The sequence below is a fragment of the Bacillus sp. ISL-41 genome, from assembly GCF_018613235.1.
In the GTDB taxonomy this organism is placed as follows: domain Bacteria; phylum Bacillota; class Bacilli; order Bacillales; family Cytobacillaceae; genus Mesobacillus.
The window spans coordinates 1-24,380 of record NZ_JAGGQP010000050.1 but is presented as its reverse complement, the minus strand read 5'-3'; the positions used below and the strand labels follow the sequence as shown (position 1 = coordinate 24,380).

Annotated in this window: 29 protein-coding genes; 9 read left to right on the top strand and 20 right to left on the bottom strand. The window is 41.5% G+C overall.

The features are described 5' to 3' along the window. Positions 1–152: 152 nt before the first annotated feature. From J7I80_RS21755 to J7I80_RS21745, 3 genes are all read right to left on the bottom strand, one after another. A complete protein-coding gene (locus tag J7I80_RS21755) occupies positions 153–1,652 on the bottom strand; it encodes an MDR family MFS transporter (protein ID WP_214741331.1) in 1,500 nt (499 codons plus the stop codon). Positions 1,653–1,712: 60 nt separating this feature from the next. Continuing rightward, positions 1,713–2,159, bottom strand: a complete 447-nt coding sequence (cbpB, locus tag J7I80_RS21750; RefSeq protein ID WP_214741329.1) for a cyclic-di-AMP-binding protein CbpB — start codon at positions 2,157–2,159, stop codon at positions 1,713–1,715. Between the two features lie 151 nt (positions 2,160–2,310). Further along, positions 2,311–2,547, bottom strand: a complete 237-nt coding sequence (locus J7I80_RS21745; RefSeq protein WP_214741327.1) for a YkuJ family protein — start codon at positions 2,545–2,547, stop codon at positions 2,311–2,313. Between the two features lie 185 nt (positions 2,548–2,732). Between J7I80_RS21745 and J7I80_RS21740 the strand changes: the two genes are divergently transcribed. Both J7I80_RS21740 and J7I80_RS21735 read left to right on the top strand, forming a co-directional pair. Further along, positions 2,733–3,695 (top strand): MBL fold metallo-hydrolase, encoded by a 963-nt coding sequence (locus J7I80_RS21740; RefSeq protein WP_214741325.1) that lies wholly within the window; start codon positions 2,733–2,735, stop codon positions 3,693–3,695. A 1-nt stretch (position 3,696) separates the two neighbouring features. Then, the gene (locus tag J7I80_RS21735) at positions 3,697–3,936 is read left to right on the top strand and encodes a glutaredoxin family protein (protein ID WP_214741323.1); all 240 of its coding nucleotides are present in this window, start codon (positions 3,697–3,699) and stop codon (positions 3,934–3,936) included. A gap of 59 nt (positions 3,937–3,995) precedes the next feature. On the opposite strand, the gene J7I80_RS21730 is transcribed toward J7I80_RS21735, so the two are convergent. The 3 genes from J7I80_RS21730 to J7I80_RS21720 form a co-directional block, all read right to left on the bottom strand. Then, positions 3,996–4,673, bottom strand: coding sequence for a DUF3993 domain-containing protein (locus tag J7I80_RS21730; RefSeq protein ID WP_214741321.1), 678 nt, complete (start codon positions 4,671–4,673; stop codon positions 3,996–3,998). Between the two features lie 223 nt (positions 4,674–4,896). After that, the gene (locus J7I80_RS21725) at positions 4,897–5,142 is read right to left on the bottom strand and encodes a hypothetical protein (RefSeq protein ID WP_192473600.1); all 246 of its coding nucleotides are present in this window, start codon (positions 5,140–5,142) and stop codon (positions 4,897–4,899) included. A gap of 73 nt (positions 5,143–5,215) precedes the next feature. Further along, a complete protein-coding gene (locus tag J7I80_RS21720) occupies positions 5,216–6,424 on the bottom strand; it encodes an EAL domain-containing protein (RefSeq protein ID WP_214741319.1) in 1,209 nt (402 codons plus the stop codon). 199 nt (positions 6,425–6,623) lie between these two features. Here J7I80_RS21720 and J7I80_RS21715 point away from each other — a divergent pair, with 199 nt between their 5' ends. Next, on the top strand, positions 6,624–7,409 hold the full coding sequence (locus J7I80_RS21715; RefSeq protein ID WP_214741317.1) for a C39 family peptidase: 786 nt from the start codon (positions 6,624–6,626) through the stop codon (positions 7,407–7,409). Positions 7,410–7,495: 86 nt separating this feature from the next. Here J7I80_RS21715 and J7I80_RS21710 read toward each other — a convergent pair whose 3' ends face one another. Continuing rightward, the gene (locus tag J7I80_RS21710; RefSeq protein WP_251027913.1) at positions 7,496–7,720 is read right to left on the bottom strand and encodes a hypothetical protein; all 225 of its coding nucleotides are present in this window, start codon (positions 7,718–7,720) and stop codon (positions 7,496–7,498) included. A 162-nt stretch (positions 7,721–7,882) separates the two neighbouring features. Here J7I80_RS21710 and J7I80_RS21705 point away from each other — a divergent pair, with 162 nt between their 5' ends. Next, entirely contained in the window at positions 7,883–8,764 is an 882-nt protein-coding gene (locus tag J7I80_RS21705) for a metallophosphoesterase (RefSeq protein ID WP_214741315.1), read from the top strand. Here the strand turns inward: J7I80_RS21705 and J7I80_RS21700 are convergent, their stop codons facing one another. Then, positions 8,765–10,882 carry an EAL domain-containing protein gene (locus J7I80_RS21700; protein WP_214741313.1) on the bottom strand — a complete coding sequence of 706 codons (2,118 nt, stop codon included), beginning with the start codon at positions 10,880–10,882 and terminating at the stop codon, positions 8,765–8,767. It lies immediately after the preceding gene. 203 nt (positions 10,883–11,085) lie between these two features. On the opposite strand from J7I80_RS21700, the gene J7I80_RS21695 reads away from it, so the two are divergent. Both J7I80_RS21695 and J7I80_RS21690 read left to right on the top strand, forming a co-directional pair. Beyond that, entirely contained in the window at positions 11,086–11,583 is a 498-nt protein-coding gene (locus J7I80_RS21695; RefSeq protein ID WP_214741311.1) for a L,D-transpeptidase family protein, read from the top strand. Positions 11,584–11,695: 112 nt separating this feature from the next. Then, the gene (locus tag J7I80_RS21690) at positions 11,696–12,166 is read left to right on the top strand and encodes a YkyB family protein (protein WP_214741309.1); all 471 of its coding nucleotides are present in this window, start codon (positions 11,696–11,698) and stop codon (positions 12,164–12,166) included. Positions 12,167–12,207: 41 nt separating this feature from the next. Here the strand turns inward: J7I80_RS21690 and J7I80_RS21685 are convergent, their stop codons facing one another. Both J7I80_RS21685 and J7I80_RS21680 read right to left on the bottom strand, forming a co-directional pair. Next, positions 12,208–13,113, bottom strand: coding sequence for a chemotaxis protein (locus tag J7I80_RS21685; RefSeq protein WP_214741307.1), 906 nt, complete (start codon positions 13,111–13,113; stop codon positions 12,208–12,210). A 279-nt stretch (positions 13,114–13,392) separates the two neighbouring features. Then, a complete protein-coding gene (locus J7I80_RS21680; protein WP_251027915.1) occupies positions 13,393–13,860 on the bottom strand; it encodes a DinB family protein in 468 nt (155 codons plus the stop codon). 145 nt (positions 13,861–14,005) lie between these two features. On the opposite strand from J7I80_RS21680, the gene J7I80_RS21675 reads away from it, so the two are divergent. Further along, on the top strand, positions 14,006–15,148 hold the full coding sequence (locus J7I80_RS21675; RefSeq protein ID WP_214741303.1) for an aminotransferase A: 1,143 nt from the start codon (positions 14,006–14,008) through the stop codon (positions 15,146–15,148). Between the two features lie 41 nt (positions 15,149–15,189). On the opposite strand, the gene J7I80_RS21670 is transcribed toward J7I80_RS21675, so the two are convergent. Next, entirely contained in the window at positions 15,190–15,366 is a 177-nt protein-coding gene (locus tag J7I80_RS21670) for a hypothetical protein (protein ID WP_167831916.1), read from the bottom strand. Between the two features lie 63 nt (positions 15,367–15,429). Further along, on the bottom strand, positions 15,430–16,311 hold the full coding sequence (locus J7I80_RS21665; protein ID WP_214741301.1) for an NAD(P)-dependent oxidoreductase: 882 nt from the start codon (positions 16,309–16,311) through the stop codon (positions 15,430–15,432). 262 nt (positions 16,312–16,573) lie between these two features. On the opposite strand from J7I80_RS21665, the gene J7I80_RS21660 reads away from it, so the two are divergent. Further along, positions 16,574–17,239: a GNAT family N-acetyltransferase gene (locus J7I80_RS21660; protein ID WP_214741299.1), complete on the top strand. Its 666-nt coding sequence runs from the start codon at positions 16,574–16,576 to the stop codon at positions 17,237–17,239. Here J7I80_RS21660 and J7I80_RS21655 read toward each other — a convergent pair. The 8 genes from J7I80_RS21655 to J7I80_RS21620 form a co-directional block, all read right to left on the bottom strand. Beyond that, positions 17,236–17,379 (bottom strand): hypothetical protein, encoded by a 144-nt coding sequence (locus J7I80_RS21655; protein WP_214741297.1) that lies wholly within the window; start codon positions 17,377–17,379, stop codon positions 17,236–17,238. The two genes, J7I80_RS21660 and J7I80_RS21655, sit on opposite strands and share 4 nt — an antisense overlap. 137 nt (positions 17,380–17,516) lie before the next feature. Continuing rightward, positions 17,517–19,232, bottom strand: a complete 1,716-nt coding sequence (gene ptsP, locus J7I80_RS21650; RefSeq protein ID WP_214741294.1) for a phosphoenolpyruvate--protein phosphotransferase — start codon at positions 19,230–19,232, stop codon at positions 17,517–17,519. After that, the gene (locus J7I80_RS21645; RefSeq protein ID WP_167831919.1) at positions 19,232–19,498 is read right to left on the bottom strand and encodes a phosphocarrier protein HPr; all 267 of its coding nucleotides are present in this window, start codon (positions 19,496–19,498) and stop codon (positions 19,232–19,234) included. Before J7I80_RS21645 ends, ptsP begins: the two co-directional genes overlap by 1 nt. A 315-nt stretch (positions 19,499–19,813) precedes the next feature. Then, positions 19,814–20,989, bottom strand: a complete 1,176-nt coding sequence (locus tag J7I80_RS21640; protein ID WP_214741292.1) for a hypothetical protein — start codon at positions 20,987–20,989, stop codon at positions 19,814–19,816. A 77-nt stretch (positions 20,990–21,066) separates the two neighbouring features. Further along, on the bottom strand, positions 21,067–22,263 hold the full coding sequence (locus J7I80_RS21635) for a DUF58 domain-containing protein (RefSeq protein WP_214741290.1): 1,197 nt from the start codon (positions 22,261–22,263) through the stop codon (positions 21,067–21,069). Between the two features lie 4 nt (positions 22,264–22,267). Beyond that, the gene (locus J7I80_RS21630; protein WP_214741287.1) at positions 22,268–23,212 is read right to left on the bottom strand and encodes an AAA family ATPase; all 945 of its coding nucleotides are present in this window, start codon (positions 23,210–23,212) and stop codon (positions 22,268–22,270) included. 143 nt (positions 23,213–23,355) lie between these two features. Next, a complete protein-coding gene (locus J7I80_RS21625; protein WP_251027911.1) occupies positions 23,356–23,529 on the bottom strand; it encodes an aspartyl-phosphate phosphatase Spo0E family protein in 174 nt (57 codons plus the stop codon). A gap of 95 nt (positions 23,530–23,624) precedes the next feature. Further along, positions 23,625–23,819: a hypothetical protein gene (locus J7I80_RS21620; RefSeq protein WP_214741285.1), complete on the bottom strand. Its 195-nt coding sequence runs from the start codon at positions 23,817–23,819 to the stop codon at positions 23,625–23,627. Between the two features lie 296 nt (positions 23,820–24,115). Between J7I80_RS21620 and J7I80_RS21615 the strand changes: the two genes are divergently transcribed. Next, positions 24,116–24,304 (top strand): YkvS family protein, encoded by a 189-nt coding sequence (locus J7I80_RS21615; RefSeq protein WP_192473581.1) that lies wholly within the window; start codon positions 24,116–24,118, stop codon positions 24,302–24,304. The last annotated feature ends 76 nt before the right edge of the window (positions 24,305–24,380 follow it).

Below are 24,380 nucleotides of genomic sequence, written 5' to 3'. Positions count from 1 at the left end.
AACTGCAGAAATCTGCAGTTTTTCGTTTTAAAGCTATTGCTGGAACTCCCCTCTTGTTACTTTTGTCCACTATGCAGGGATGTTCCTTTTACCGTTTTCATCACATTTTCTCTTTTTCGAGCAATGCAGGTGAACGCACTCTACCATATAAATCAAACTTCCTCTTTTTTAGGCAGGAATAAGATGAACAACAAACTGATAATAGCAAAAATGAACACGACAATGTATACCGAATGAAGGGCGTTTGTCAGTGCATCCTGTAGAACTGTCTTTAATTCTGTCGGAAGCTTCATCCGCTCTGATTCATTGAGCAGGACATTCGCTGCATCTATCGTGAGATCCTGTCCTGTTGCTCCATTGTTTTTCATGTAGCTCAAGATGCTGCTGTTTAAGACTCCTCCGAGTAAGGCAGCTCCGACTGTATTGCCTAGGTTTCTCATGAACATATTGGCTGCTGTCGCAATCCCTCTTTGCTGCCAGGCAACAGTACTTTGGATGGATACAATGAATGCAGTACTAGTCAGACCCATACCTACTCCGACGAAAAACGACCCAGCTGCTGCCCATAGAGGTCCACCTTCTGGCGACAGGGTGACAAACAGGATACTGCCGAGTATCAATGCGGCACCGCCAAATAAAGAAGTCTTGCGATAGCCGATACTCAATAGCAGGCGGCCGCTGAGAGCCGAAGCAATCGGCCACCCTATTGACATGGCCGTCAGCGTAAACCCAGCCACAATCGGAGATCTCTCCATGACTCCCTGTACAAATGCAGGCAAGAAGCTGGAAATGCCAATTAACATGACACCAGTTGTCAGAGAAGTCATATTGGCGATGAATATGGATCGCTCCCGCCAGATATTAAATGGCATCATCGGCTCCTCTGCCCTTCTCTCTTGAAGTATAAAGAGAATCAAGGTAAGAACGCTCAAGCTGATCAGGCCAATTGTTTTGGGAGACGTCCATGCCCAATTCGCACCCGCCTCAACGAGGATAATCATTAGTGAACTTATTGCCACAGTAAGAAGAACCGCTCCAGGATAATCGATCTTATGCTTCTTTTTCTCAATGTCTTCATGAAGGTAAAGCCAGAGACCCGCGATTGCCAGAATTCCGAGTGGAACATTGATCCAGAAAACATATCTCCAGCTTGCATATTCCACCAGCAAGCCTCCGAGCGCCGGTCCCGATACAGCTGAAATGCCCCACACACTGGAGAGATAGCCCTGTATCTTCGCCCTTTCTTCCCTGGAATAGATATCCCCTACAATGGTTGTGGCAATCGGCATGACCGCACCAGCTCCAAATCCCTGAATGAACCGGTACAGAATCAGCATTTCCATCGTTTCAGCCGTCCCGGATAAAATCGAACCAATCAAGAAGATGATAATACCAAATGTTAAAATTGGTTTCCTGCCAAATAAATCCGATAATTTGCCATAGATGAGAACAGTAACAGCATTCATCAGCAAATAAGCAGAGAAAACCCAGCTATATAATGCAAAGCCGCCCAGGTCACCGACAATTGCCGGCATAGCCGTAGACACAATCGTTCCTTCAACAGCTCCCATGAACATGGCAAGCATGACAGTTGCCAGGACAAAAGAGCGTTTTGTTTCTTTCTTGTTCATTTCTTGTTCAGCCTGTCCCATATACACACCTCTTGAGATGTAAAAAATTCAGCCCCCGGATCCGGGAGCTGCCTTATGATATTATTTCTTATTATACCTTTTTACTTGTTTGCTCAATTTCAGTAGTACAGTCCGCCTTGTCAGAATACCCTCAAATATACCAGAGTCATCTTCTATACAGAGGAAGGGGTGATCAACAAGAAGGTCCAATGAGGATTTGAGAGTTGAGTGGATGTTGATTCTTGGTATTTTTGTATTCATGGCTTCTTCTACTCGCTTCCTCTCAAGCTGCTCAAACTCGATTCTTTGGAGGCCGAGAATGGAATCCATTATGATAGGTGTACTTATTAAACCCATTAGACGATAATGAGGATCAAGAACAGGAATCGCAGTATACCCGCTCTTTGTTAAAACAAGCAGAGCATGCTCCAGGCTATTGCCAACTTGAACATGGGCTACGCGTTCAGAAGGAATCATCAGGTCTTTAATTGATACTTCCAAAAACTCACCGCTGTAAAGACTAATCATGGCGAAAACTCCCTAAAATGGATTTCTTTCCACTACATTTTACCACATAATAAATGAGGGCGCTTTTATTTAGTTTACTTCAGGAAAACGAGGATATTAGCAAAATTCAAAACAAAAAAGGACCACAGATGGGTCCCATTGTTATTGAGGATTACTGAATCAGATCAAAGATCTCGATTGTAATCATATCAATGTTGTCGAATTGATATTTCTTAGGCTTTTCTTTGTCATTGTATATTTCCAATTCGTATGTTTCAGTTTTTGGATGGTATGTAACCTGGCATTTACGCTCTCCATTCACTTCAAAAAAGCGTTGAGCAGGTTCTCCTCCATTGGACTGCTCTTGCAGATTCTTTAAACGAGTGACTATTCCCTGAAGCTGTGACATTATGCTCCCTCTCCTTTCAAAACAAAAACCAATAACTTATAAATAGATTTTGCAATTGGCCTATTTATATCCATGTAAAATGATTTCAGAATTTTCTATACACAATTCTTTACATGTCAATATTAACAGAATAAAATAATGTCAGAAGATGTACAAGTAAAAGCTTTGAGAAAAGGAGTGATTTTTTGAAAAAAACAGTCCAGCTAACTGAAAATGTCTTTCTAATCGATGATTTTGATTTAAGTATGCCTGAACGCACGGGTACATATGTGTTAACAGAAGATAAGGTGACGCTTATCGAAACATCCGCTAGCCCGTCCATTCCCTATATCCTTGAAGGCTTACAAACATTAGGAGTATCACCTGCCGATATTTCATACATAATCGTGACCCATATACACCTTGACCATGCTGGCGGAGCGGGGCTGATGTTACAGCACTGCCCGAATGCAAAAGTAATTGTACATCCCAAGGGTGCCAGGCATCTTGCTGATCCTTCAAGATTGATCATGGGTGCAAAAGCTGTATATGGCGACAAATTTTCACAGCTTTTTGACCCGATCGTTGAAATTCCGGAAGATCGCCTGATGATTAAAGGTGAAGGTGATACATTAGAAATAAGCGATAAACTTACATTGAAGTTTTTAGATACTCCTGGCCATGCCAATCACCATTTCAGTATTTATCATCCGCTAGCCAACGGCATCTTCACTGGTGACACTGCAGGAATTTATTACCCGCAGCTTGATCGTGAAGGCATTGAATTCTACCTGCCTTCGACATCCCCAAATCAATTTGATCCTGAAAAGATGCTTCATTCCATGAGTCGCTTCCAGGAACTTGGGGTAAAGCGGATATTTTTTGGACATTATGGCGTGTCTGAAAACCCTCCTGAAGCTTTCAGGCAAGTGGAGAGCTGGCTTGAAGTTTTCATCGAAGAAGCAAAAAATGTTGTAATGGAAGAAAAGCATCCAGAAAAACAAATTGAGCAGATTACACAGAAACTTTATGATAAAATTAAAACTCACTTGACCCAGCGAGGGCTGCCAGACAACCATCCAATATATGAACTGTTATATCTCGATGTGAATGTCAGTGCCATGGGGCTGGTCCATTATTTGAACAAAAATACCGGGGGAAGCAAATAAAATGAATGACATCATAGTATACACCCAGAATGACTGCCCTCCTTGCCAAATCATTAAGATGTTCCTGAGTGAATTCGGCTTCTCGTATACAGAGAAAAATATCAATTTAGATGACCAAAGCAAGCAGGAGCTAACGGAAATTTACAATTCCTATTCCACGCCAACCATAGTGATTGGAGAAGAAATCATCACAGGCTTTGATCTTGAAAAGCTGAAGCGAGTTTTGGATATCAAGGATTAAATAGGGTTTAACAGAGAGTAAAAAAAGCGTGAAATCTGATTAGATTTCACGCTTTATCTTTATAATAAACCGAATAATAATGTCCTGTTTTCATTCCTGAAAATGACTCCCAACTCCATGAACGTCTTCAGCGCAGAGAAATTCGGTCCAAATACGGTTGTTCTGACCATTTCCTTGTCTACATTGTCTACATTTTCAGGCTTTGAAGCCTGCTGCTCCTTCGCTTTTTCCGGGTAGGCTTTATTGATTACTTCCTCGGGAACTTCATCATGTAAATATTTAGCTACCTTCCAGTCACCATCCTCAATAACCAGCTTTAATCCTTCATAATGGTCTTCATAGCCTACTGGTCCTTCTGTATTCCCAGGAAAAAACTCGACTACATAAATTTCATTCTCCATTTCAACCACTTTCGTTTTTTCTGAAAAGGCATAAAACGGAATGTAATATGGAGCAAAGTCGGTTCCGTAAGTCTGGTAATCATTTTCCTGTCCTACCACATTCTCTCCAATGAATTGGGACTTATATTCTTCTGTAAAATAAGGGCTTAATACAGCTTCAATCTCATCCATAGTCCTGCCTTTTTCACTTAAGGAAACCTGTGAATCAAAAGCCTTTCCGAGGAATGCAAAAACGTCTTCCCTGCCATCCAAATCTGAGTCAGCAAATGCATTGGCCGGCATCAAGAATAATAAAAATGTTATAAACAAAAATAATAGCTTTGACCGCTTGTCCATCTTCCCCCTCCTCCATGATGACTAGTAAATACAATTTTACCAACATTTACCCTATATGATTATGAAATTCATTCGTAAAATAACTTCAGCATCTGACACGATACCTGTTTTACAGTATCAATTTACCCTTAACTGACTCGAACTAACGTAAATGTTAAAAAATTTGTAGTATTATCCGTAACTCTTCAGAAGTAAAAAAAAAAAATAACCCCCGGTTTGGAGGTTAATATCGTGATCCTGTTGTCACCGCAAAATAAACAACGAACAACAGAGCTATAGAAAGCACGATTATATATGTCAAAAAAATAGGGTTCCGGATGTAAGCGTGCTCCTGAACAGCCCCTGGGACCTGAGAATCCAGATTTCCTTGAGCTCTTTTCTGCCCCTTTCCAAAAGTCCAGGTATAGAAAAGGCCGGCAACTAGCACCCCTGCCCCTGCCAATAAGAGCATTGTCGTATATATACTCATAAAATCCCCCTTTATAGAAGGCTGTATCTATAAATTGTACATATTTCAATTTACTATGCGCTTTTCCTGTTTGTTAAAATAACCCTTCACGTTCATTAAGAAAAGATGCGCTTAAATCGACAAATAAGAATTCAGCTCCATTCAAAGGCAGCGAAAACGTCCGGATTACCTCCCCCGTTTCAATATCACTGTATCGGTCTGACAAGATCCCCTTTTTCCCCGTTCTCATTCTAATAATGTTCTCAAGAAAATAAGGTCGCCAGCTCCAATTCTTATCCAGGTATTTAGGCTGCAAAATCCAATGCTCACCTGTTTTATAAAGGTTAGGTGACAGCTGGAATCCGTCTTCGTCACATATATACATACGGAATGCGATTCCATCAAGACTTTCTCCCATTGCCATCAGGAACTCACTAGGATTTTGACCTTTTTTATTTCGGCTTGTCAATTCCTGGAGTTTCGTGTTCAGCTCGATTCGCAAATCAAAAAAAGAATGAAGCCGTTTCTTCTCAGATAAGATAAACCCATGTATTTCTGACTTTATTTTTTCCTTTAGAATATCTTTTTCAACTAAATTCCCCTGAGGTTTTATTAGATAAAATCCTTGATAAAACCTGCCTCCATTCTTCCAGGCAAACTGCAGCTGATACGGCGTTTCAATGTTTTCAAACAAAAGTGTCGCACCAATTTTGCGGGCAAGGATCGATAAAGAATGAAGGACATCCAGATAGGCTGGGCCTGCATTGTTTGATCTTAGCGAGGACATATCAATTTTTAGAATCTCTGGCTCTATGCCGGCTATTCGCTCAAAATATCTGCTTTCACTGCCCACTTGGGCCATCGCAATTTTTATTCCAAAGGATTTATAGTAATTGATTAGATGCTCAATATGGCTTTGTACATTACGATCAGATATTTCAAGCACTATATGCTCAGGCCTCAACCCCTTATCATGGAATGAAAGGAGCAATTGCAAAAATCCTTCCCCATCATCCACCATCAATAATCCAGCATCCTTGTTGACAAACCATAAAAGGTCCTGGTCACCTGAGCGTGACGCTATTTCCATCGCTTTAGAAAAAACGACATTTTCCACTTCAATCCGGTACTCTTCAGGGATTGTATCATCCTGAAAAAAAGATCCGAGACTGATTTCCTCATTTTCGCTTATATACCGGCCTAAGACCTCATATCCAATGATTTTATGCTCCTCCGCATTAAAAATCGGCTGAAAAAAAGGGACGACATGTTCAAGGTCGGTTAAAATATCCAGAGCATCCAATTCAATCTGAAACCTCCCTAAAACCTGCAAAATTTTGTTGCGCTCCAAAACGTTTTTAAAACTTCTTACCACTAATTTGATATGAATGATTTTATCATAATATGAGTATTCCCTCAGTTACACTGTTTCCATTTTCCTCAAGTCATAAAATCATTATGATAACCTAAAACTAAATACAAGCTTATGGAAGGATGATGACATGAAAACGTGGCATTTCATTGGCATTCTTCTTCCATTGCTTGGATGCAGCCACGGCTCGCCCGCCGAAAATGAAGCACAAGTTCAACAAAACAAAAATGAACCCATCATTATGGAAAGTCCTGAGCCAATTCAGGAAATAGCGGTCCCAAACCCTAATCAAAAGCAAGACCAACACCAGCAACGAAAAAGCAAGGCATTACTGAACGTACCCTTGATCAAACAAAATCCAGAATTAAAATACGGTTGTGAAGTGACCAGTCTGGCAATGATGCTGAACTTTGCCGGAGCTGATACAAATAAAATGAAGCTTTTCAAGGAGATACAAAAAGATAATGATCCCCTGAAAAGGTCAGCAAATGGAGATATTTTGAGTTGGGGTAATCCAGCTGAAGGTTTTGTTGGAGATATGACAGGTAGACGCGCAGGATATGCGGTCTTCGATAAACCAATGGTTGATTTAATCAATCGTTATTTACCAGGCAGGGCCGTCAATTTGACGGGCAAGGACTTTGAAGCAGTACTTGACCAAGTGTCTGCTGGTTATCCAGCAGTTGTATGGACTACCGGCGACTATCGGCTGCCCGATCGCTGGGAATCCTGGACGCATGGCAATGAGGTCATCAAGACGCCACTAGACCTGCACGCAGTAGTCCTGGTCGGTTTCAATGAAACAACGGTCTATCTGAACGACCCTCTGTCTGGCCGAAAACAGGTGCCAGTAAACAAAAATCGATTTATAGAAACATGGAAAGCGATGCAATCCAGAGCAGTCAGTTACCGTTAAGTTATGGGGTAAGGCTGGATATTATTCCGGCCTTGTCTTTTTATTTATCTCTATTCAAAGAATTTTTAAGAATGGGGGAATTCCTTCTAATTTTCTCTCCTCTTTTTCAGAAGCGACCTATGAAGCTTTGCAAGCGAATGGACGATTGTCCTCTTCTTATTGAACCCTTTTGCGCTTACACTTTCACCATTAAAGACGGCTACCGCATTCCCCCATGTTCCTAAATGATTAAAACCATACACAAAAACTTTTATATGCCCATTTTTTGCGGGAATAAAAATCATTTCCATCTTCAGTTCATGATCACCCATCCACAACACCTCAATTCTGCTTAGCTACAAAAGGGCTTTCCATATTTCCTTTCTCTTCCCTTATGTCGTGTCTAAAAAACCTTTCCCTAAAATGGCACTTCTATTTTGCATGTATGTTTGCTAGTATAGTAGAGAAAATTCGGAGATAGGTTGGTATTTTTCATGTCTGAACAAATCACTCGGAGGACTTTTATTAAAAGGGCAGTTGGAACCGCATTAACTGCTGCTGGACTCGGCACAGGAGGCTATTTCTATGCCCGTGAAGTCGAACCCCGTATGCTTGATATTACCCGTCATACTATTAAAAATGCGGCGCTGCCATCCGGGTTTGATGGAGTGAGGCTTATTCAGTTCAGTGATACCCATATTGGATTCCAGTATACGATGGAACAGCTGAAGCAGTTGATCACCAAAATCAATAAGCTGAACCCTGACCTGATCGTTTTTACAGGGGATTTGATAGATGACCCTAGACATTTTGCCGAAAAAACCAGGCTTATTTCCATATTGAGCCGCTTGAATGCGCCTCTTGGAAAGTTTGCCGTATACGGAAACCATGACCATGGCGGCTACGGTTCAGATTTATATAAGCAGATCATGGAACAATCAGGTTTCTCTTTATTACTGAACACCTCAGCTAACATCAAGCTGCTTGATGGCAGTTCGATTTGGATAGCCGGAATCGATGATGCTATGCTTGGCAGGCCTGATTTGAACGCGTCTATGGCCAACATACCAAACAACTCATATACCATCCTCTTATCCCATGCACCTGACAAAGCAGAAGAAGCTGCAGAACATCCCATACAATTGCAGCTGAGCGGTCACAGCCACGGAGGACAAATTCAGATCCCATTTTACGGCCCACTGGTAACACCGCCTTTTGCCGAAAAATATGTGGAGGGCTTTTACACTGCAGGCCGTAATAATGGTCTAACACTATACGTGAATCGCGGCCTTGGAACGACCAGGCTTCCTTTCAGGTTCTTATCCCAGCCTGAACTTGCGATTTTCACCTTCAAAAGTGAAAAAACAAGCAGCTGATCAGCTGCTTGTTTTTGGTTGCAGGATGAACTTTTCCTCTGCTTCCTCTGCCCTTAATGGTCTGGCAAAAAAGAATCCCTGTGCTTTTTCGCAATCGGCATTCGTCAGGAAGTCAACCTGAATCTGCTCCTCAACACCCTCTGCAATCACTTCCATGCCGAGACTATTGCCCAGGTGGATAATCGTCGTAATAATTGCGGCATCCTTGCCGCTGTATTTGATATCCCTTATAAAACTCTGGTCAATTTTCAATACATCAATCGGAAACTGTTTCAAATAACTAAGCGAAGAATACCCTGTTCCAAAATCATCTACGGAGATTTTGATTCCCAGGTCCTTCAACCGTTTCAGGATCGGGATTGTCTCTTTTGTATCCTGCATGGCGCCTTCGGTAATTTCAATCTCCAGTAGTGATGGGTCAATATCATGCTTCTCAATCGAGTTCCTGATGACTCGCACTAAATCCAACTGCATGAATTGCTTGGGAGATATATTGATAGCGATCCTGATTGGTTTCCCTGTTTTCTTCGTCCATTCCTTGATTTGCCGGCATGCCCTGTCAATAACCCAGTTCCCAATCGGGATGATCAGTCCAGTGTCCTCTGCAAGCGGGATGAATTCGGCTGGTGAAATAAAGCCCAGCTCACTGTTATTCCAGCGCAGCAATGCTTCGAAGCTGGATATTTCGTTGGTAACTAAATTGATTTGCGGCTGATAATAGAGTTCAAGTTCGTTTCGTTCAATCGCTTTTCGCAAATGGGCTTCGAGCGTTATGACATTAACACCGGTTGACTGCATATCCGAGCGATAAAATTGATAATGGGCCTTTCCTTTTTCTTTGACACTATATAAAGCTTCATCAGCATATTTAATCAATGTTTCTGCATCTTTGCCATCATTCGGAAACAGACTGATCCCAATACTAGGCGTGATATAATACTCCTGGGAATTGAAATAAAAAGATTCATTGAACCTGCATAATACTTTTTGCGCAAACTCCCCAGCACCATTCCTGCCTGTCTTTTCCAGGAGAATGATGAATTCATCGCCTCCCTGTCTGTAAACAGTACAGTTTTCTTTTTGGATATCAACCAACCGATGTGCTACTTGCTTTAGAATTTGGTCACCAACAAGATGCCCTAGCGTATCATTTAAGTACTTGAAACGGTCTATGTCCAGAAATAGTAATGCAAATTCGGCTCTTTGCTTTTTTACATTTTTAACAAGACTATCCAGTTGGTCCAAAAGTGCGCGCCTGTTGCGCAAACCTGTCAGCTGGTCATGGAATGCCATGTATTTAATCAGTTCAGTGTTTTTCGCCTGTTCGGATAGATCACGTAAAATGATATACATACCTTTTATTTCAGAATGGACCACGATGGGAATCGTCTTCAAATGGACCGTCAGCAATTTACCCTTTCGGTGCATGAACCGACAATCGAGCGATTCCTTTGCATTCCCCAATTTTGTTTCGGATATGACTTCCTTTAAAGTCGGCAGATCACTTTCACAGATCAAACCAGTGATTTTTCTCGTTTTAAGCTGTTTGACAGTATAGCCTGTCAATAATTGAGCGGCCGGGTTGACATCCAATATCTTCCCCTTCAAATCAATTGAAAAGACCGCATCAAGATTATGGTCAATGAGTGAGCGGTACCGTTGCTCGCTATCAATCAATCTATTCTTTTCTTTGAAGTTTTCTGTCATATCCCTAGTGACTGCTACAACATATTGAACTTTTCCTTCAGCTGCCTTGATGGGAGTCAACAGTGTCTCGCCAAAAACCAGTCTGTCATTCTCCAAGTCTACCTCATCATGGAAAACAACTTCCACTCCCTCTTTCACTGCCTTTATATAATGTTTTTTCAAAGGGTTCAGATGATCTTGAGGTAAAACCTCGTCCATCGTCCTGCCGATATCATGTGCAGCCATTCCAGCATGGATCAGTCCGTTCTCATTGGCAAATAAATAACGGAATTGATTACCCGGTTCGACTTTCATGATAAAAACAAGGTCCTTCACATGTTTAAAGATAATATCTGAAATCATCTGTTCTATTTTTGTCGAAACAAGATTGCTTTTTAGTTTTGTTATTCTTGATTGCTTGATCTGATTCATCTAACCATCCTCATTCCAGAAGTACAATTGTACCTGGTACATGACTCCGAACTAGTTTTATATTCCTATTTTACCTTTTAAAATAAGGAAAAACGATACTATTTTTTAAAAATTTACAATTTTTCGCTAAAAAACGACAATCACTAACTGTGAGGAGCCCTCCTCAAAAAAGCGGCATACACTGCATTAGAGGAGGAGATTTTATGTATCATATTGTTAAAAGAGGTGAGACGCTGGCAGTGATTGCCGCAAACTATCGCAGGTCGCTTCAACAAATACTGGCAGCAAATCCTGGTATTACCATACCTTCACTTATCTATCCTGGCCAGCGAATCGTCATTCCTGGACTTCCTGACCCGGCTACTATTCCTTACTCGATTTCGGTATCATTGGGCAGGAAAAGGCTTACACTTTTCCGCTCCGACAAGCTGATAAAATCCTATCCCGTAGGAATCGGGAAAATGCTGACGCAAACTCCTGTCGGCGAATTTGTGGTTGTAAACAGAGAACCTGATCCCGGCGGCCCATACGGCTCCATGTGGCTGTCGTTATCAAAAATTGGTTATGGCATTCATGGGACAAATAATCCAGGTTCGATTGGCAAGGCTGTTTCGAAAGGGTGCATTCGTATGCATAATCATGATGTGTTGGAGCTGGCTCGGCAAGTACCGAATGGAACTAGAGTAACGATCACACGATAATTCTCCATCGGAAGGCTTCTATTTCTCAATCAGCCAAATTAAGGGTATAATGATATTAGATAATGAAAGTCTTTATAAACCAATGCCGTAATAATGAAAGGAGCCTATCCCATTGAATAATGAAAGGAACAAGATCCCCTCACTCCGCCCAACGATCGAGAACCTCTCACAAGCAATCTTCACCGTGAACCGTCATGCCAAGACTGCTCCCAATCCGAAGTTTTTATATCAGTTGAAACATGATGCGATTAAAAAAATGCTTGCTGAAGGCAAAGCTAAGAAGACAGGACTCCATTTTTCAAACAATCCGAGAAACAGCCAGCAGCAATCAGATGTCTTGGTGGTTTGCGGTGAGTACACATTCCACATCCCGCCGACTAAACAGGACTTCGAGCAGCTTCCCCACTTAGGAAAACTCGATCAGTCAGTGAGAAATCCAAGGGCCTCCATTTCATTGACCAACGCGAAAAAGCTATTGTCATCCTACACAGGACTGAAAGAATCCAACGAAACCGCCGGAGCAGGCAGGGCGAGGAAATATGCCAAACCTGTATTCAAGAAACTGGGAGAACGGTATCCATAAAAGAAAGCTGGGTATTCAGCTTTCTTTTTGCTTTTTTTGAACTATAAAATCAACTCATCAATCATCAGCACCAGTTCACTAATCTCCGGCTTGCTGATCTGTGCATCTGCTCCCACTACACTCCCCTTATGCCGCAGTTCATTCGTGATCAAAGATGAAAAAATGATGACAGGAAGTTTTTGCAGAACGGAGTGCTCTTTAATTCTCTTAGTAAGATGATGTCCATCCATCTGTGGCATTTCTATGTCTGTGATCACCAGTTGTACTGACTCTGAAAAAACATCTGCATCTACTGCCAGTTGTTCCAGATAGGTTATGGCATCATGGCCATTCTCAAAGAATTCAAGGTACTGGAATCCAGCTTCACTCAAGGTGTCATGAAGCATTTTCCTTAACATTGCAGAGTCTTCCGCAATCACGATCTTTTTCATAGAGCGTTCCCTGGGACCAAGTTTCTTAACATCGCTAACCTTTATGCCAGACTCAGGGTTGATCTCAAGAAGAATTTTTTCAAAGTCCAGGAAAAGTACCATTTCTCCTCCCAGCTTGATGACTCCGATAATTTGGCTCTCCTGACCCTGATACATGTCTGACGGCTTCTCAATCTGAGACCAGGAGATTCGGTGGATTTGTGAAACTGCATGGACATGGAACACTGTCTTGATTTGATTGAATTCCGCAACGATGAACTTATCCAACTGTGGGTTTGTTGATTCTTTAAGCCCTAGCGCCGAAGCGACATTGATGACTGGCAGCACTTCGCCCCTCAGCTCCATGATTCCTTCAACAAATGGGTGAGCGTTAGGAATCGCTACTACCGGTACTGGGTTAAGAATTTCTTTCACTTTCATGACATTTATCGCAAACTTATTCTGGCCTATGCCAAATTCAACAATTTCAAGTTCATTCGTGCCTGATTCTAATAATATACTGCTGTCATTCATCATGATCTTCCTTCTCGTTATAGAATTAGTACTATATACCTCTTATCGGCAGGATGATTTAAACTGTTTAGTTAATGAGGTTGAATGTGCTATAGTAGTCAAAATGGCATGCCTGCATGGAAAATATACAGAATAAAACCAAATAAAAAAGCAAACCGAAAGCTCGGTTTACTTCTCTTATTTTAACGATTGCCGCTTTTCGAATGTCCCCTTGCTTCCGCAGCTTAATAAGTGCAGGTAGAAATGGTCAGTGCAAGCAACCTGTATATGAAAAGAGCTTAATCATTTAACTAATGTCCTGCCTAATACCGAATTTATCTGATTCTGATGATGAAGGTCGTGCTCGATAAAATCGATGATATATGTACCGACCGTCATGTGGTGGTCAGAAATTTTGAATGCCGCAGCCAAATTTTCATCATCCATTTTATCAAGCATCTTATGGAATTCTGCGCGTACGGCAATCAGTCCATCAAGAATTTCTTCCTTTGTGGCTGTATTTTCTGCATACTCTCTTGCTCGTTCGTTGACAATTTGGAAATCAGGATAGGAATCCAGTTCCGCTCCTTCTTTGAAATAAGGGAACCTTTCCTTTAATGAATATTGATCCCAGAAAAGCAGATGCGATACAACCGCTGCTACAGACCATTTCCCCTCCCCCAAAGGCATATTCCATTCAGAGTCCGTTAGACTTTTTAATGAATCAATCCATCCATCAAATTCTGTATAATGAGCTTTCATTTCTTCCATTTTCAAACAGATTCACTCCTTTTGATTCTTTCAATATTAATATTCGCTGCCATTTATAAATTTCCTTTTTGTTAGGCAGCCGTTCCATACACCTTTTGAGTTCATCATGGTAAAATAGTGATATTCAATCGGAGGGATGAAAGAAGTGGAACATTTAATTAACAATCGGGTTAAAAATATTGAAATATCTGGAATCAGGAAATTCTTTAACATGGTGGCAGATGTTAAAGACATGGTATCCCTGACCATAGGCCAGCCAGATTTTCCGACACCTGAACATGTCAAGGAAGCTGGCAAAAAAGCAATTGATGAGAACGTCACTACATATACACATAATGCTGGACTGATCCAGCTAAGAAAAGCTGCAACTGATTTTTATCGTAACAAATATAATGTAGATTATTCAGCGGATCATGAAGCGATTATTACTGTTGGCGCCAGCGAGGCTATAGATATCACTTTCAGGACCATTCTTGAAGAAGGATGTGAAGTGATCATCCCTGGTCCTGTTTATCCAGGGTATGAACCGATTATCAAGCTATGCGGTGCTACACCGGTCTATGCGGATATCAGGAATACACAATTCAGGATGACCGCAGAGTTGATTGAAAGTTTGATTACCGATAAAACAAGGTGTATCGTCCTTCCATATCCCTCAAACCCTACTGGAGTCAGTTTGAATGAGGCAGAACTGAAAGAAATAGCCCAGCTGCTTAAGGACAAGGACATCTTTGTCCTTGCGGATGAAATATACAGTGAACTGGTTTATGAGCAAAGGCATGTTTCAATTTCCCAATTCATGAAAGAAAAAACCATTGTCATCAACGGACTTTCCAAATCCCACTCGATGACCGGTTGGCGGATAGGCATGCTGTTTGCGCCTGAATATTTGGCCAAGCATATATTGAAAGTACATCAATACAATGTAACTTGTGCAACGTCGATTTCGCAAATGGCTGCTTTAGAGGCGTTGACAGCTGGGATTGATGATGCATTGCCAATGAAGCAGGAGTATGCTTCAAGGCGGGATTATGTATTCAGCAGACTCCAGTCTATGGGACTTGATGTAATCAAGCCAGAGGGCGCGTTTTATTTCTTTGTCAAAATTCCAGCTTCCAATATTTCATCATTTGATTTTTGTATGGAATTGGTCAATGGAGCAAAATTGGCAGTGGTTCCAGGGAGTGCTTTCTCTGAATTTGGAGAGGGATATTTCCGGCTTTCATATGCGTACTCAATGGATACGCTAAAAGAAGGGCTCGATCGTTTGGAAAGTTATTTGCGATAAAACTAGGAAAGCCGTTCCTCGTCAGCAGGAACGGCTTTTTATTATCCCTTATATTTTCCGTTATTCTTGGGAGCTTTCTCTTTTTTTGCTTTATCCTTATGGATCTTATTAGTCGCAGCACTGCCAATCTCATGTGAGAACTCAGAATCAATGACTGCAGAATCAAAACCCTTCTTGTTCTTTTGCTGCGGGTCGTTCTTTTTCGTCCTTTTAGCCATAAAAAATCCCCTCCTTTAGGTTATAGTATCTTTACCTGGAGAGGGGTCTATGACTAGCAAATATTATGTTTGTTTCCAATACTTATACAGCGCTTGAGTGCCGCTGTTTTCTTCGCCTTTTTCCGCTAGTTGTTCATACAGCGACAATGCCAAAGAAAGCCCTGGCACTTCCATATCCATCCGCTTTGCTTCATCGAGGGCGATTTTCATATCCTTGATAAAGTGCTTGATGTAAAAACCAGGCTCGAAATTACCGTCAATCATCCGTGGAGCCAGATTGGAGAGAGACCAGCTGCCTGCTGCTCCCGTCGATATGCTCTTCAACACGGTTTCCGGATCCAGCCCTGCTTTTTCTGCATAGATAATCGCTTCACATACTCCTATCATATTGGAAGCAATCGCGATTTGGTTGCACATTTTTGTGTGCTGCCCGGCACCTGCCTCTCCCTGGTGAACAATATTTGTTCCAAGGATATTAAGCAGTGGCTCTACCTTAAGAAAAGCCTCATCATCGCTGCCCACCATGATGGCAAGTCTTGCTTCGCGGGCACCAATATCACCGCCGGAAACTGGCGCATCAATTGCATGAATCCCTTTCTCTTTTGCCTTTTCATAAATTTCTTTTGCAAGGGATGGAGTCGACGTAGTCATATCAATTAAATAACTGCCTTGCTTTGCATTGGCGATAAGGCCGTCTTCACCCAGATAAATTTCTTCCACGTCTGATGGGTAACCGACAATCGTAAAAATGACATCTGCCTTTTGTGCTACGTCACGTGGAGAATCTGACCAGACTGCTCCTTTTTCCAGCAAATCAGCCGCCTTTTCCTTCGTCCTTGTATAAACAGTGAGCTGATAACCCGCATCAAGCAAATGCCCTGCCATGCTTTTTCCCATAACGCCGGTTCCAATAAAGCCAATTACCGTATCTTCTTTAGACAGCATATGTACTCCTTCTTCCCTTTTTATATTTTAGATATATTTTAACACTAGAAATAGCAAAAGGCCGAGAATTTACTCCTCGGCCTCCAGAACGATCTACCATTTTATGCGCAATGTTAGTTTACCCTGACAGAAGCCCTTCCAAACCTGTAATATGTTTTATTTGAAATAACTTTATTTAGTTAAATAAGTTCACATTATTCGATTTGACCTTGCGTCAAAATTATTCCTATACTATGTCTATACTATATTTAGGGGTGCGGATATGTTTTATAAAGAGCTATATGTAAATGACGGCAACAAACCGTTAAAAGCCATCATTAGAAACTACACAGCAGATGATTTTGACCAGTTGATCAGGATACAAAAGGAAGCTTTCCCGCCTCCGTTTCCTGAAGAACTCTTGTGGAATACCGAACAGCTGACCAATCATATTAACTTATTTCAGGATGGTGCACTATGCGTGGAAATCGGCGGCAGAATCGTCGGTTCCATAACTGGCTTGCTTGTTCGTTTAGACAATGGTGACGAAGACCATTCCTGGGCAGATATAACCGATAACGGCTATATCCGGAATCATAACCCGAAAGGCAATACCCTTTACATTGTCGATATTAGCATAAGTCCGGCTTACCGCAAGCTTGGGCTTGGAAAATGGATGATGCAATCTATGTATGAGACGGTCGTGAAATTAGGTCTTGAAAGACTTTTGGGCGGCGGCCGAATGCCAGGTTACCACTTACACTCTGCTGACATGTCCATTGACCAGTATGTAGAAAAAGTACTACAAGGTGAGTTGAAGGATCCAGTCGTTTCCTTCTTGCTGCGCTGCGGCCGTACACCGGTCAGACCTGTGGCAAATTACCTGGAAGACGAAGAATCAATGAATTATGGAATGCTGATGGAATGGAAGAATCCTTTTAGAGTTTAGAAGCTGCCTGTCTGGCAGCTTCTTTTATTCTTCTCCATAAGAGGTTCCGAAGTCGCTACGGCTTCTGACAGCTTTTCTGCTTTTTCCTGCAAACCTGTCTGAAGTTGCTCCGGCTTCTGACTTTTAATAAACTTAAACACAAAAAATGCCGGCTGATAATCAGCCGGCCAAATCTGGGGGAAAATGAGAATGATTAGCTTAATTAAAGTCTAACCAAAGTGCTTACTCATATATACCCGCCTTGTATAGGTTAAAACATTTTTTATATACAATTATATTACAAAGAAATTGCCTGGTTTACTGCTTCTACTACTTCTTCGGTAGTACTCATGTTGAGCACGTTTGAAGCCAGCTTTTCCATATCGGCTCTGTTTAAGTTCCTGATCAACGAGCGTGCTTTCAGGATTGAAGAGGCACTCATCGAGAACTCATCAAGGCCAAGACCAAGCAGGATCGGAATCGCTGTTTCGTCTCCGGCCATTTCACCGCACATGCCAGCCCACTTGCCTTCTTTATGGGCTGCATCAATGACCATTTTTACAAGTCGAAGGATTGATGGATTGTACGGCTGGTACAAGTAGGATACTTGCTGGTTCATCCTGTCCGCTGCCATTGTGTATTGGATCAAGTCATTTGTTCCGATGCTGAAGAAGTCGACTTCCTTCGCAAATTGATCTGCAAGGACCGCAGTAGAAGGAATCTCAACCATGATGCCTAGCTCGATATGGTCAGCAACCTCGATGCCTTCCTGAATCAATTTTGCTTTTTCTTCTTCAAGCATTGCTTTCGCTTCCCTGAACTCATTCAGAGTTGCGATCATCGGGAACATAACTTTCAAATTGCCATGTACACTAGCTCGCAAAAGAGCGCGCAATTGTGTACGGAAAATATCCACTTCCTCAAGGCAAAGGCGAATAGCCCTGAAACCAAGGAAAGGATTCATTTCTTTAGGCAGGTTCAAGTATGGAAGCTCTTTGTCGCCGCCGATGTCCAATGTACGAACAACAACCGGCTTGCCTTCCATGCCCTCAAGCACTGCCTTATAAGAAGTATATTGTTCTTCTTCAGTAGGAAGCTGGTCCCTGTCCATGTATAGGAATTCTGTTCGGTAAAGGCCTACTCCCTCGCCGCCATTCTCAATTACACCCTTCAAATCCTTAGGTGTACCGATATTCGCAGCAAGTTCAACATGATGGCCATCTGCTGATACAGATTTTTCATTGACGAGCTTAGCCCATTCAGCTTTTTGCTTTTCGAAATCTTCCTGTATTTTCTTATAGGCTTCAAGCACTTCAGGAGTTGGATTGAAATGAACTTCACCTTTCAAACCATCAACAACAACGATATCCCCATTGTTGATTTCTTCTGTAGCTGCCTTTGTGCCTACGACTGCAGGAATTTCCATTGAACGAGCCATGATCGCTGAATGGGAAGTACGGCCGCCGATGTTCGTAGTAAAACCTTTTACAAACTGGCGATTCAATTGAGCCGTATCAGAAGGAGTCAAATCTTCCGCCACGATGACTACTTCTTCAGCAATCATGCTAGGATTAGGAATCTGGATACCCAACAGATGGGCTAATACCCGTTTTGTTACGTCACGGATATCTGCCGCCCGTTCTTTCATATATTCATTGTCCATGGATTCGAACATGCTGATGAACATATCAGCCGTTTCTTTTAATGCATGCTCTGCATTAACATTTTCCGTTTTGATTTTGTCTTCGATGGGTGAAATCAATTCTGGATCGCTCAATACTAGAAGATGAGCATCAAAAATTGCTGCTTTATCAGCTCCTAAAGCAGTTCCAGCATGATCGCGGATTTTTTCCAGCTCAGCTTTTGCTGTCTGAAGCGCTGACTGAAAACGGGCAATTTCGTCTGCAGGAGCATCTATTGTCTTTTTTTCAAAAGAAAAATCCGGTTCTACCAGCTTATAGGCTTTCGCAATTGCAATGCCGTTTGAAGCGGCAATTCCCTGGAGAAAGCCCATTATTCAGCTAATCCTTCTTTTTTCAAAGTTTCTTCTAGTGTGTTAAGAGCATCTTGCTCGTCGCTTCCTTCAGCGATGATTGTGATTTCTGCTCCCTGGCCGATACCTAAAGACATTACACCCATGATTGACTTAAGGTTAACCTTTTTTTCTTTATATTCTAAGTGCACTTCTGAATCGAACTTGCTTGCAGCCTGTACCAGCATCGTTGCAGGGCGTGCGTGGATTCCTGTTTCAGCAACAACCTTGAATTGTTTTTGTACCATACTATATCATTCTCCTTTTAATTAGATGATTAAGATGACCATACATGATGCCTTTCCAAACTAAATGGTTCAATTCAGCGAAAGGTCAAAACTCAGGCCTAGCCAAAATGATATTTGTATTTTACCCATTTGTATTGTTCTTTCACACCATATATTGTTTCCAATCATTTCCGCAGAAATTCGGATTGGCATCCCACACAAAAGAATAGCATTTTGCATAGTCATAGACAATGAAAAAACATTGATTTTTAAAGGTTTTGAGCATTTTTTTCAGTAAAACGTTTTCATTTTATCGAAATTGTGACAAAAAGTATTTTATCGTCTGAAAAGGTGTTTGAAGTTTTCCTTCAAACTTTTTTTGCTCTCTTCCTTCTTTACTTTTTCCAATGCGTTGATTTGCTTTTTGACCTTCTTTATTTCGTCCTTAAACCAACCATCCGATTTTTCGTTCAGCTGCTCACCATACCTGACCTTTTCATACGTCTGGATCGTCCGTGGGTCATATTGTATGCTAAGCCTGTCGAACCATTCTTTGACATCTTCATGGTTAAGCCGGCCCAGTTCCTTTTTATGTGCATATTTTTCAAGCTGGAAGATTTCCTTCCTTATCTGGTTTTCAGGAGCCGCTTTCTGCCTTCTTGTAAACTCACCGGTATTTGCTCCCCCTTCGATATGGGCAGTCGTTATTAATCTGGCTTCTGGCGCTTCTTCCTCCCTCTGCATGCTGAAAAGACTGTTTTTTTTATAAATGAAATAAAAACCAATGGCAATCAGGGCAGCGAAAAGAATAGGTCCCCAGAAATCCGGGTCGAAAACCTGCCGGGACTGCTCAAATGGTGATTCATTTTCCATATTCGGCAACTGTCCCGAAAATGCTTTGTTGGCTCTGGCCTGCATATCCGCCGAACCAATCCAGGCAAAAAAGGGATACAGCAGCATGGATAGCGTCCACCCTGCCACTTGCAGTACAAAAAAGAACATTTCTTTTAAAATACCTCTTCCTAAAGTTAATACAGCAACAAGGAGGAGAATAATCCCCAGCAGCTTCGAGTAGGTGACTGCAAATCTCCTTTTCAAAGCCAGTTCGACATCAATCCACTTCAGCAAAAATTGCCCTGACAATATAAACAGCAGCTGGAAGAGAAGAAGGAACACGATTTGGATCAAATATGAGCCGCCATAAAAATAAGCAAGCGGCGAAAGAAATAACCCAATCAAAAAGGTGAGGACTAGCCAGACACTTTCTGAGTGACTCGTTGAATCCTGGTGGAACTTAAGCACTCTCCAAAAAATGAATATTGCCATAATCCCTGTATAAAAGTTCTCAAGATTGCTGAAGCTGCCTGCAGCAAAGAGAAGCGGCATGAATACAAGAAGATACATAGGCTTTGCCAGACGCGGCTTCAGCTCCAATAAAAGCGTGAAGAGAATGGAGGCTGCAGCGGCTATTATCATAGTTGAAAACAAAGGCATTCGTTGTGATGATAGCAAATGAAATAGCACCAGAATGAGGCTTACAAAAGTCCACTCTATAAAAAAGCGAAAAAATACATTTATGACACGGCTTGTCATTTGCCTGCCACATCCTTCAAAATAATTTTCATCGGCTCCAATAATGCATGTTCATTATGCATTTTCAGCTCGAATAACTGGACACCAGCATTTGTCCATTCCTGAATATAGGAATCCGCACCCCTTGTCCGGATTCCGGCATGGATCATGGTCGGCGCAATCGGCAAATGCCGCTTGTAAAAGAACAGCATTTGTTCATGCGGGATTGTTGGTGAATGAAAATCGGCGATAGCCAGTAAGTCAAGCAGCTTTTGCAGATGATCCTTCCCGGATCCCAATGGCAGGTAGGTAAATGGTGTAAATCCAGCAGACCTGATATTCAGGCAGAGCGAGAAGGGAATATTTCTCCGGTTAAAGAAATAAGCCATTTCCGCTGTACTGCTCATCAAAAACTCCAGCTTGCCTGTCACTGAGTAACCATCTGAAATATTGATGAACAATACGGCACCTGCTTCGTTAATTCGCTCATATTCCTTCGTCTGCAGGACCATCTTCCTTGCACTTGCTTTCCAATTAATTCTGTTGAAGCTGTCTGTCGGCAGATAATCCCTTGTGCCTATTGGTCCCATATTATCTTCGAATAGTGAGAAAAAAGATGGATTCTGGCCTGGCTTAACTGACTTATGCTTATCCAAATTATGCACCGAAATAGTTTGTGGATAGACGAGCGCCTCGTTATTGATTACGTCAGAGAACTCAAGAATTGTATCTCCGAAACCAAAGAAATGCGGTATATGGAGCTCCATTTTCCTTATCTTTGATAATCCTCGCTTTTCTGCGGCAAATGGAACATTAATCATAATCCTTTCTCGCTGTCCAACAGAAAACGGCAGGCTTACATCGACTCTTGAAGAATGGATATGATATTCACCCATCACAGGGACGACCGCACTATCAAAATAAATGGAGAGATTTCCTTTCATGATCGGAAGCCCTTGATTGTGAAACTGAAGGCTCCACTCTCCTTTGTCCCCGATAAAGAAGCGATTCCGTTTACGTTCATTATCAAAAAACAAACCTTCTCCTATATGCTTCAGATAATAGGAATTTCCTCCAGCGATAAATAGGATCATCAGGCCGACACCGAACATCAGCCAGGAATTTATGTAAAAGCTTGCGATCAGTAATAAAATTCCGAGAAAAGCCAATATGGATAGAAAACGGTCCTCGATGACGATTTTTTTCCATTGCATGTGCTTAAACCTCTACTTCAACAGGCAGCGGAATGGATTCCAGCAAATCCTCGACTACTTTTTCGGGAGTCATTGTCAGCGATGCCTCAGCAGATAAATAAATTCTGTGTCCTAACACAAAGGGAGCCATCTCTTTGACATCATTCGGTACTACATAATCTCGACCCTTAATCAGTGCTCTCCCTTGGGCTGCCTTTACTAATGCAAGCGTCCCTCTCGGACTGATTCCTAATTCAATCGAAGAATGGTTCCTTGTTTTTCGTACAATCTGCAATAGGTAATCTTCAACAACCTCAGTTAACTTAACATTCATGATTTCCTGCTTCAATGAATTGATATCCTCTTCACTGATAACCGGGTTGACTTCTTTCGCTGATGTTCCAAATCTATGTTTTTTGATCATTTCCTTTTCTTCAGTAACTTCTGGATACCCCAGGGATAACTTAATAAAGAAGCGATCCATCTGCGCGATCGGAAGCTGGAATGTCCCCTGCTGTGATTCCACAGGATTCTGGGTTGCGATTACGAGGAAAGGGGTTTTCAAGGGAATCGTGTGACCGTCGATTGTTACCTGGTGTTCTTCCATAGCCTCCAGCAGGCTTGACTGGGTTCTCGGAGTTGCGCGATTGATTTCATCTGCCAGAAGAATATTGGTGACAATTGGGCCTGGTTTCAATTCGAACTCCTGAAGTTTAGGATTAAAAAACTGGATTCCTGTAATATCACTGGGCAAGACGTCAGGTGTAAATTGAATCCTTGAGAATTGTCCGCTTATTGCACGTGCAAATGTTTTAGCCAGCAGCGTTTTCCCCGTCCCTGGCACACTTTCCATAAGTATATGGCCATTATTCAAAAGGGCAATCACCATCATCTCTATTTCATCATCTCGCCCGACAACATTTTTACCTATTTCTATTTTTAACTGCTCTAGTTTATTTGCCAGTTCCATTCATTTTCCCCCTAATGTGAATGTTCTTTTGGTTTCCTTTTAAAAGCTTATAAAAAGTTTACCATCAGCCAGTAAAAATGTGAATTTTCAACCATTTTTATCCAAATGAAAAGGAGCACTTTTTCCAAGTGCTCCTGATAGATTTATTTTGTTAAAAAGAAACCTTCTTCCTGAACTACATTTAAAAGCTTATCCAGCTCCTGACTTGCTGAAATGGTCTGTACGCTTAGAAAACCTGTTTCCTTCGCGGCTGAAATCATTTCTCTTCGTTTGAGTTCGATTTCTTCCATTAGCCTTTCAGGGGACAATGTTTCCATCAGCGATCACCTCACCAGTCTATGTTAATATTTTACTACTATTCCACTAATAGGGATAGTAAATTTTACACTGACAGACCGCTTTTTCTTCTTATTTAGCTCCTTGCCTCATCTATATATCTGAAGATGACATCTCCGCCTCTTTGAGCGATTCCCTTAAAATGTTTGAAATCATCCCTTTTCACAAGAAATTCACGAAATTCCATGAAATCTTGTTTCGCGACAAAGATTTCCTCTACTTCGTTATTTTTTAAACTTTCCAGCATTCTAATAGCCTGTTCTTTATCCAAGTGAACCACCTCAAGTTTCTTATACTATGACTATTTTATCTTCTGGTGATGAATTTGCAAATCCCTTTGCCATGTTTTCGGAAAGGTATGGAGGGAATGAAATGATAAACAAAATAATTTTTTTCTGGATGGAAATGTATTTCTTTTATATAATAGGTAATATAAATTGAATTTTCTAACTTTTATAAAATGAAAATTTCGTGAACATTCAAATTTAATGCGGATTTTCCTTTACGCTAGGTAAAAATTAAGGCAAAATGTTAGTAATTCGAAATATAACGAAGGAGCGAGTTTATTTGAAGAAAGCCGAAGTTGGAAATGTAATCGAATTCAAAGAAGGACTGCAAGGTGTTGTAGAGAAGGTAAATGAAAACTCAGTAATTGTTGATTTAACATATATGAACAATTTCCGGGATCTGGAGCTCGATCAACGCACTGTCATCAATCATAAAAACTATAAAATTGTTAAAGACGCAGCCTACTAATCTAGAAATGCGCAAGCGGCTTGCTCAGCCCCGACAAGCGCTGGAGGGCCGAACAGTGAAGTCGTTCTTTGACTTC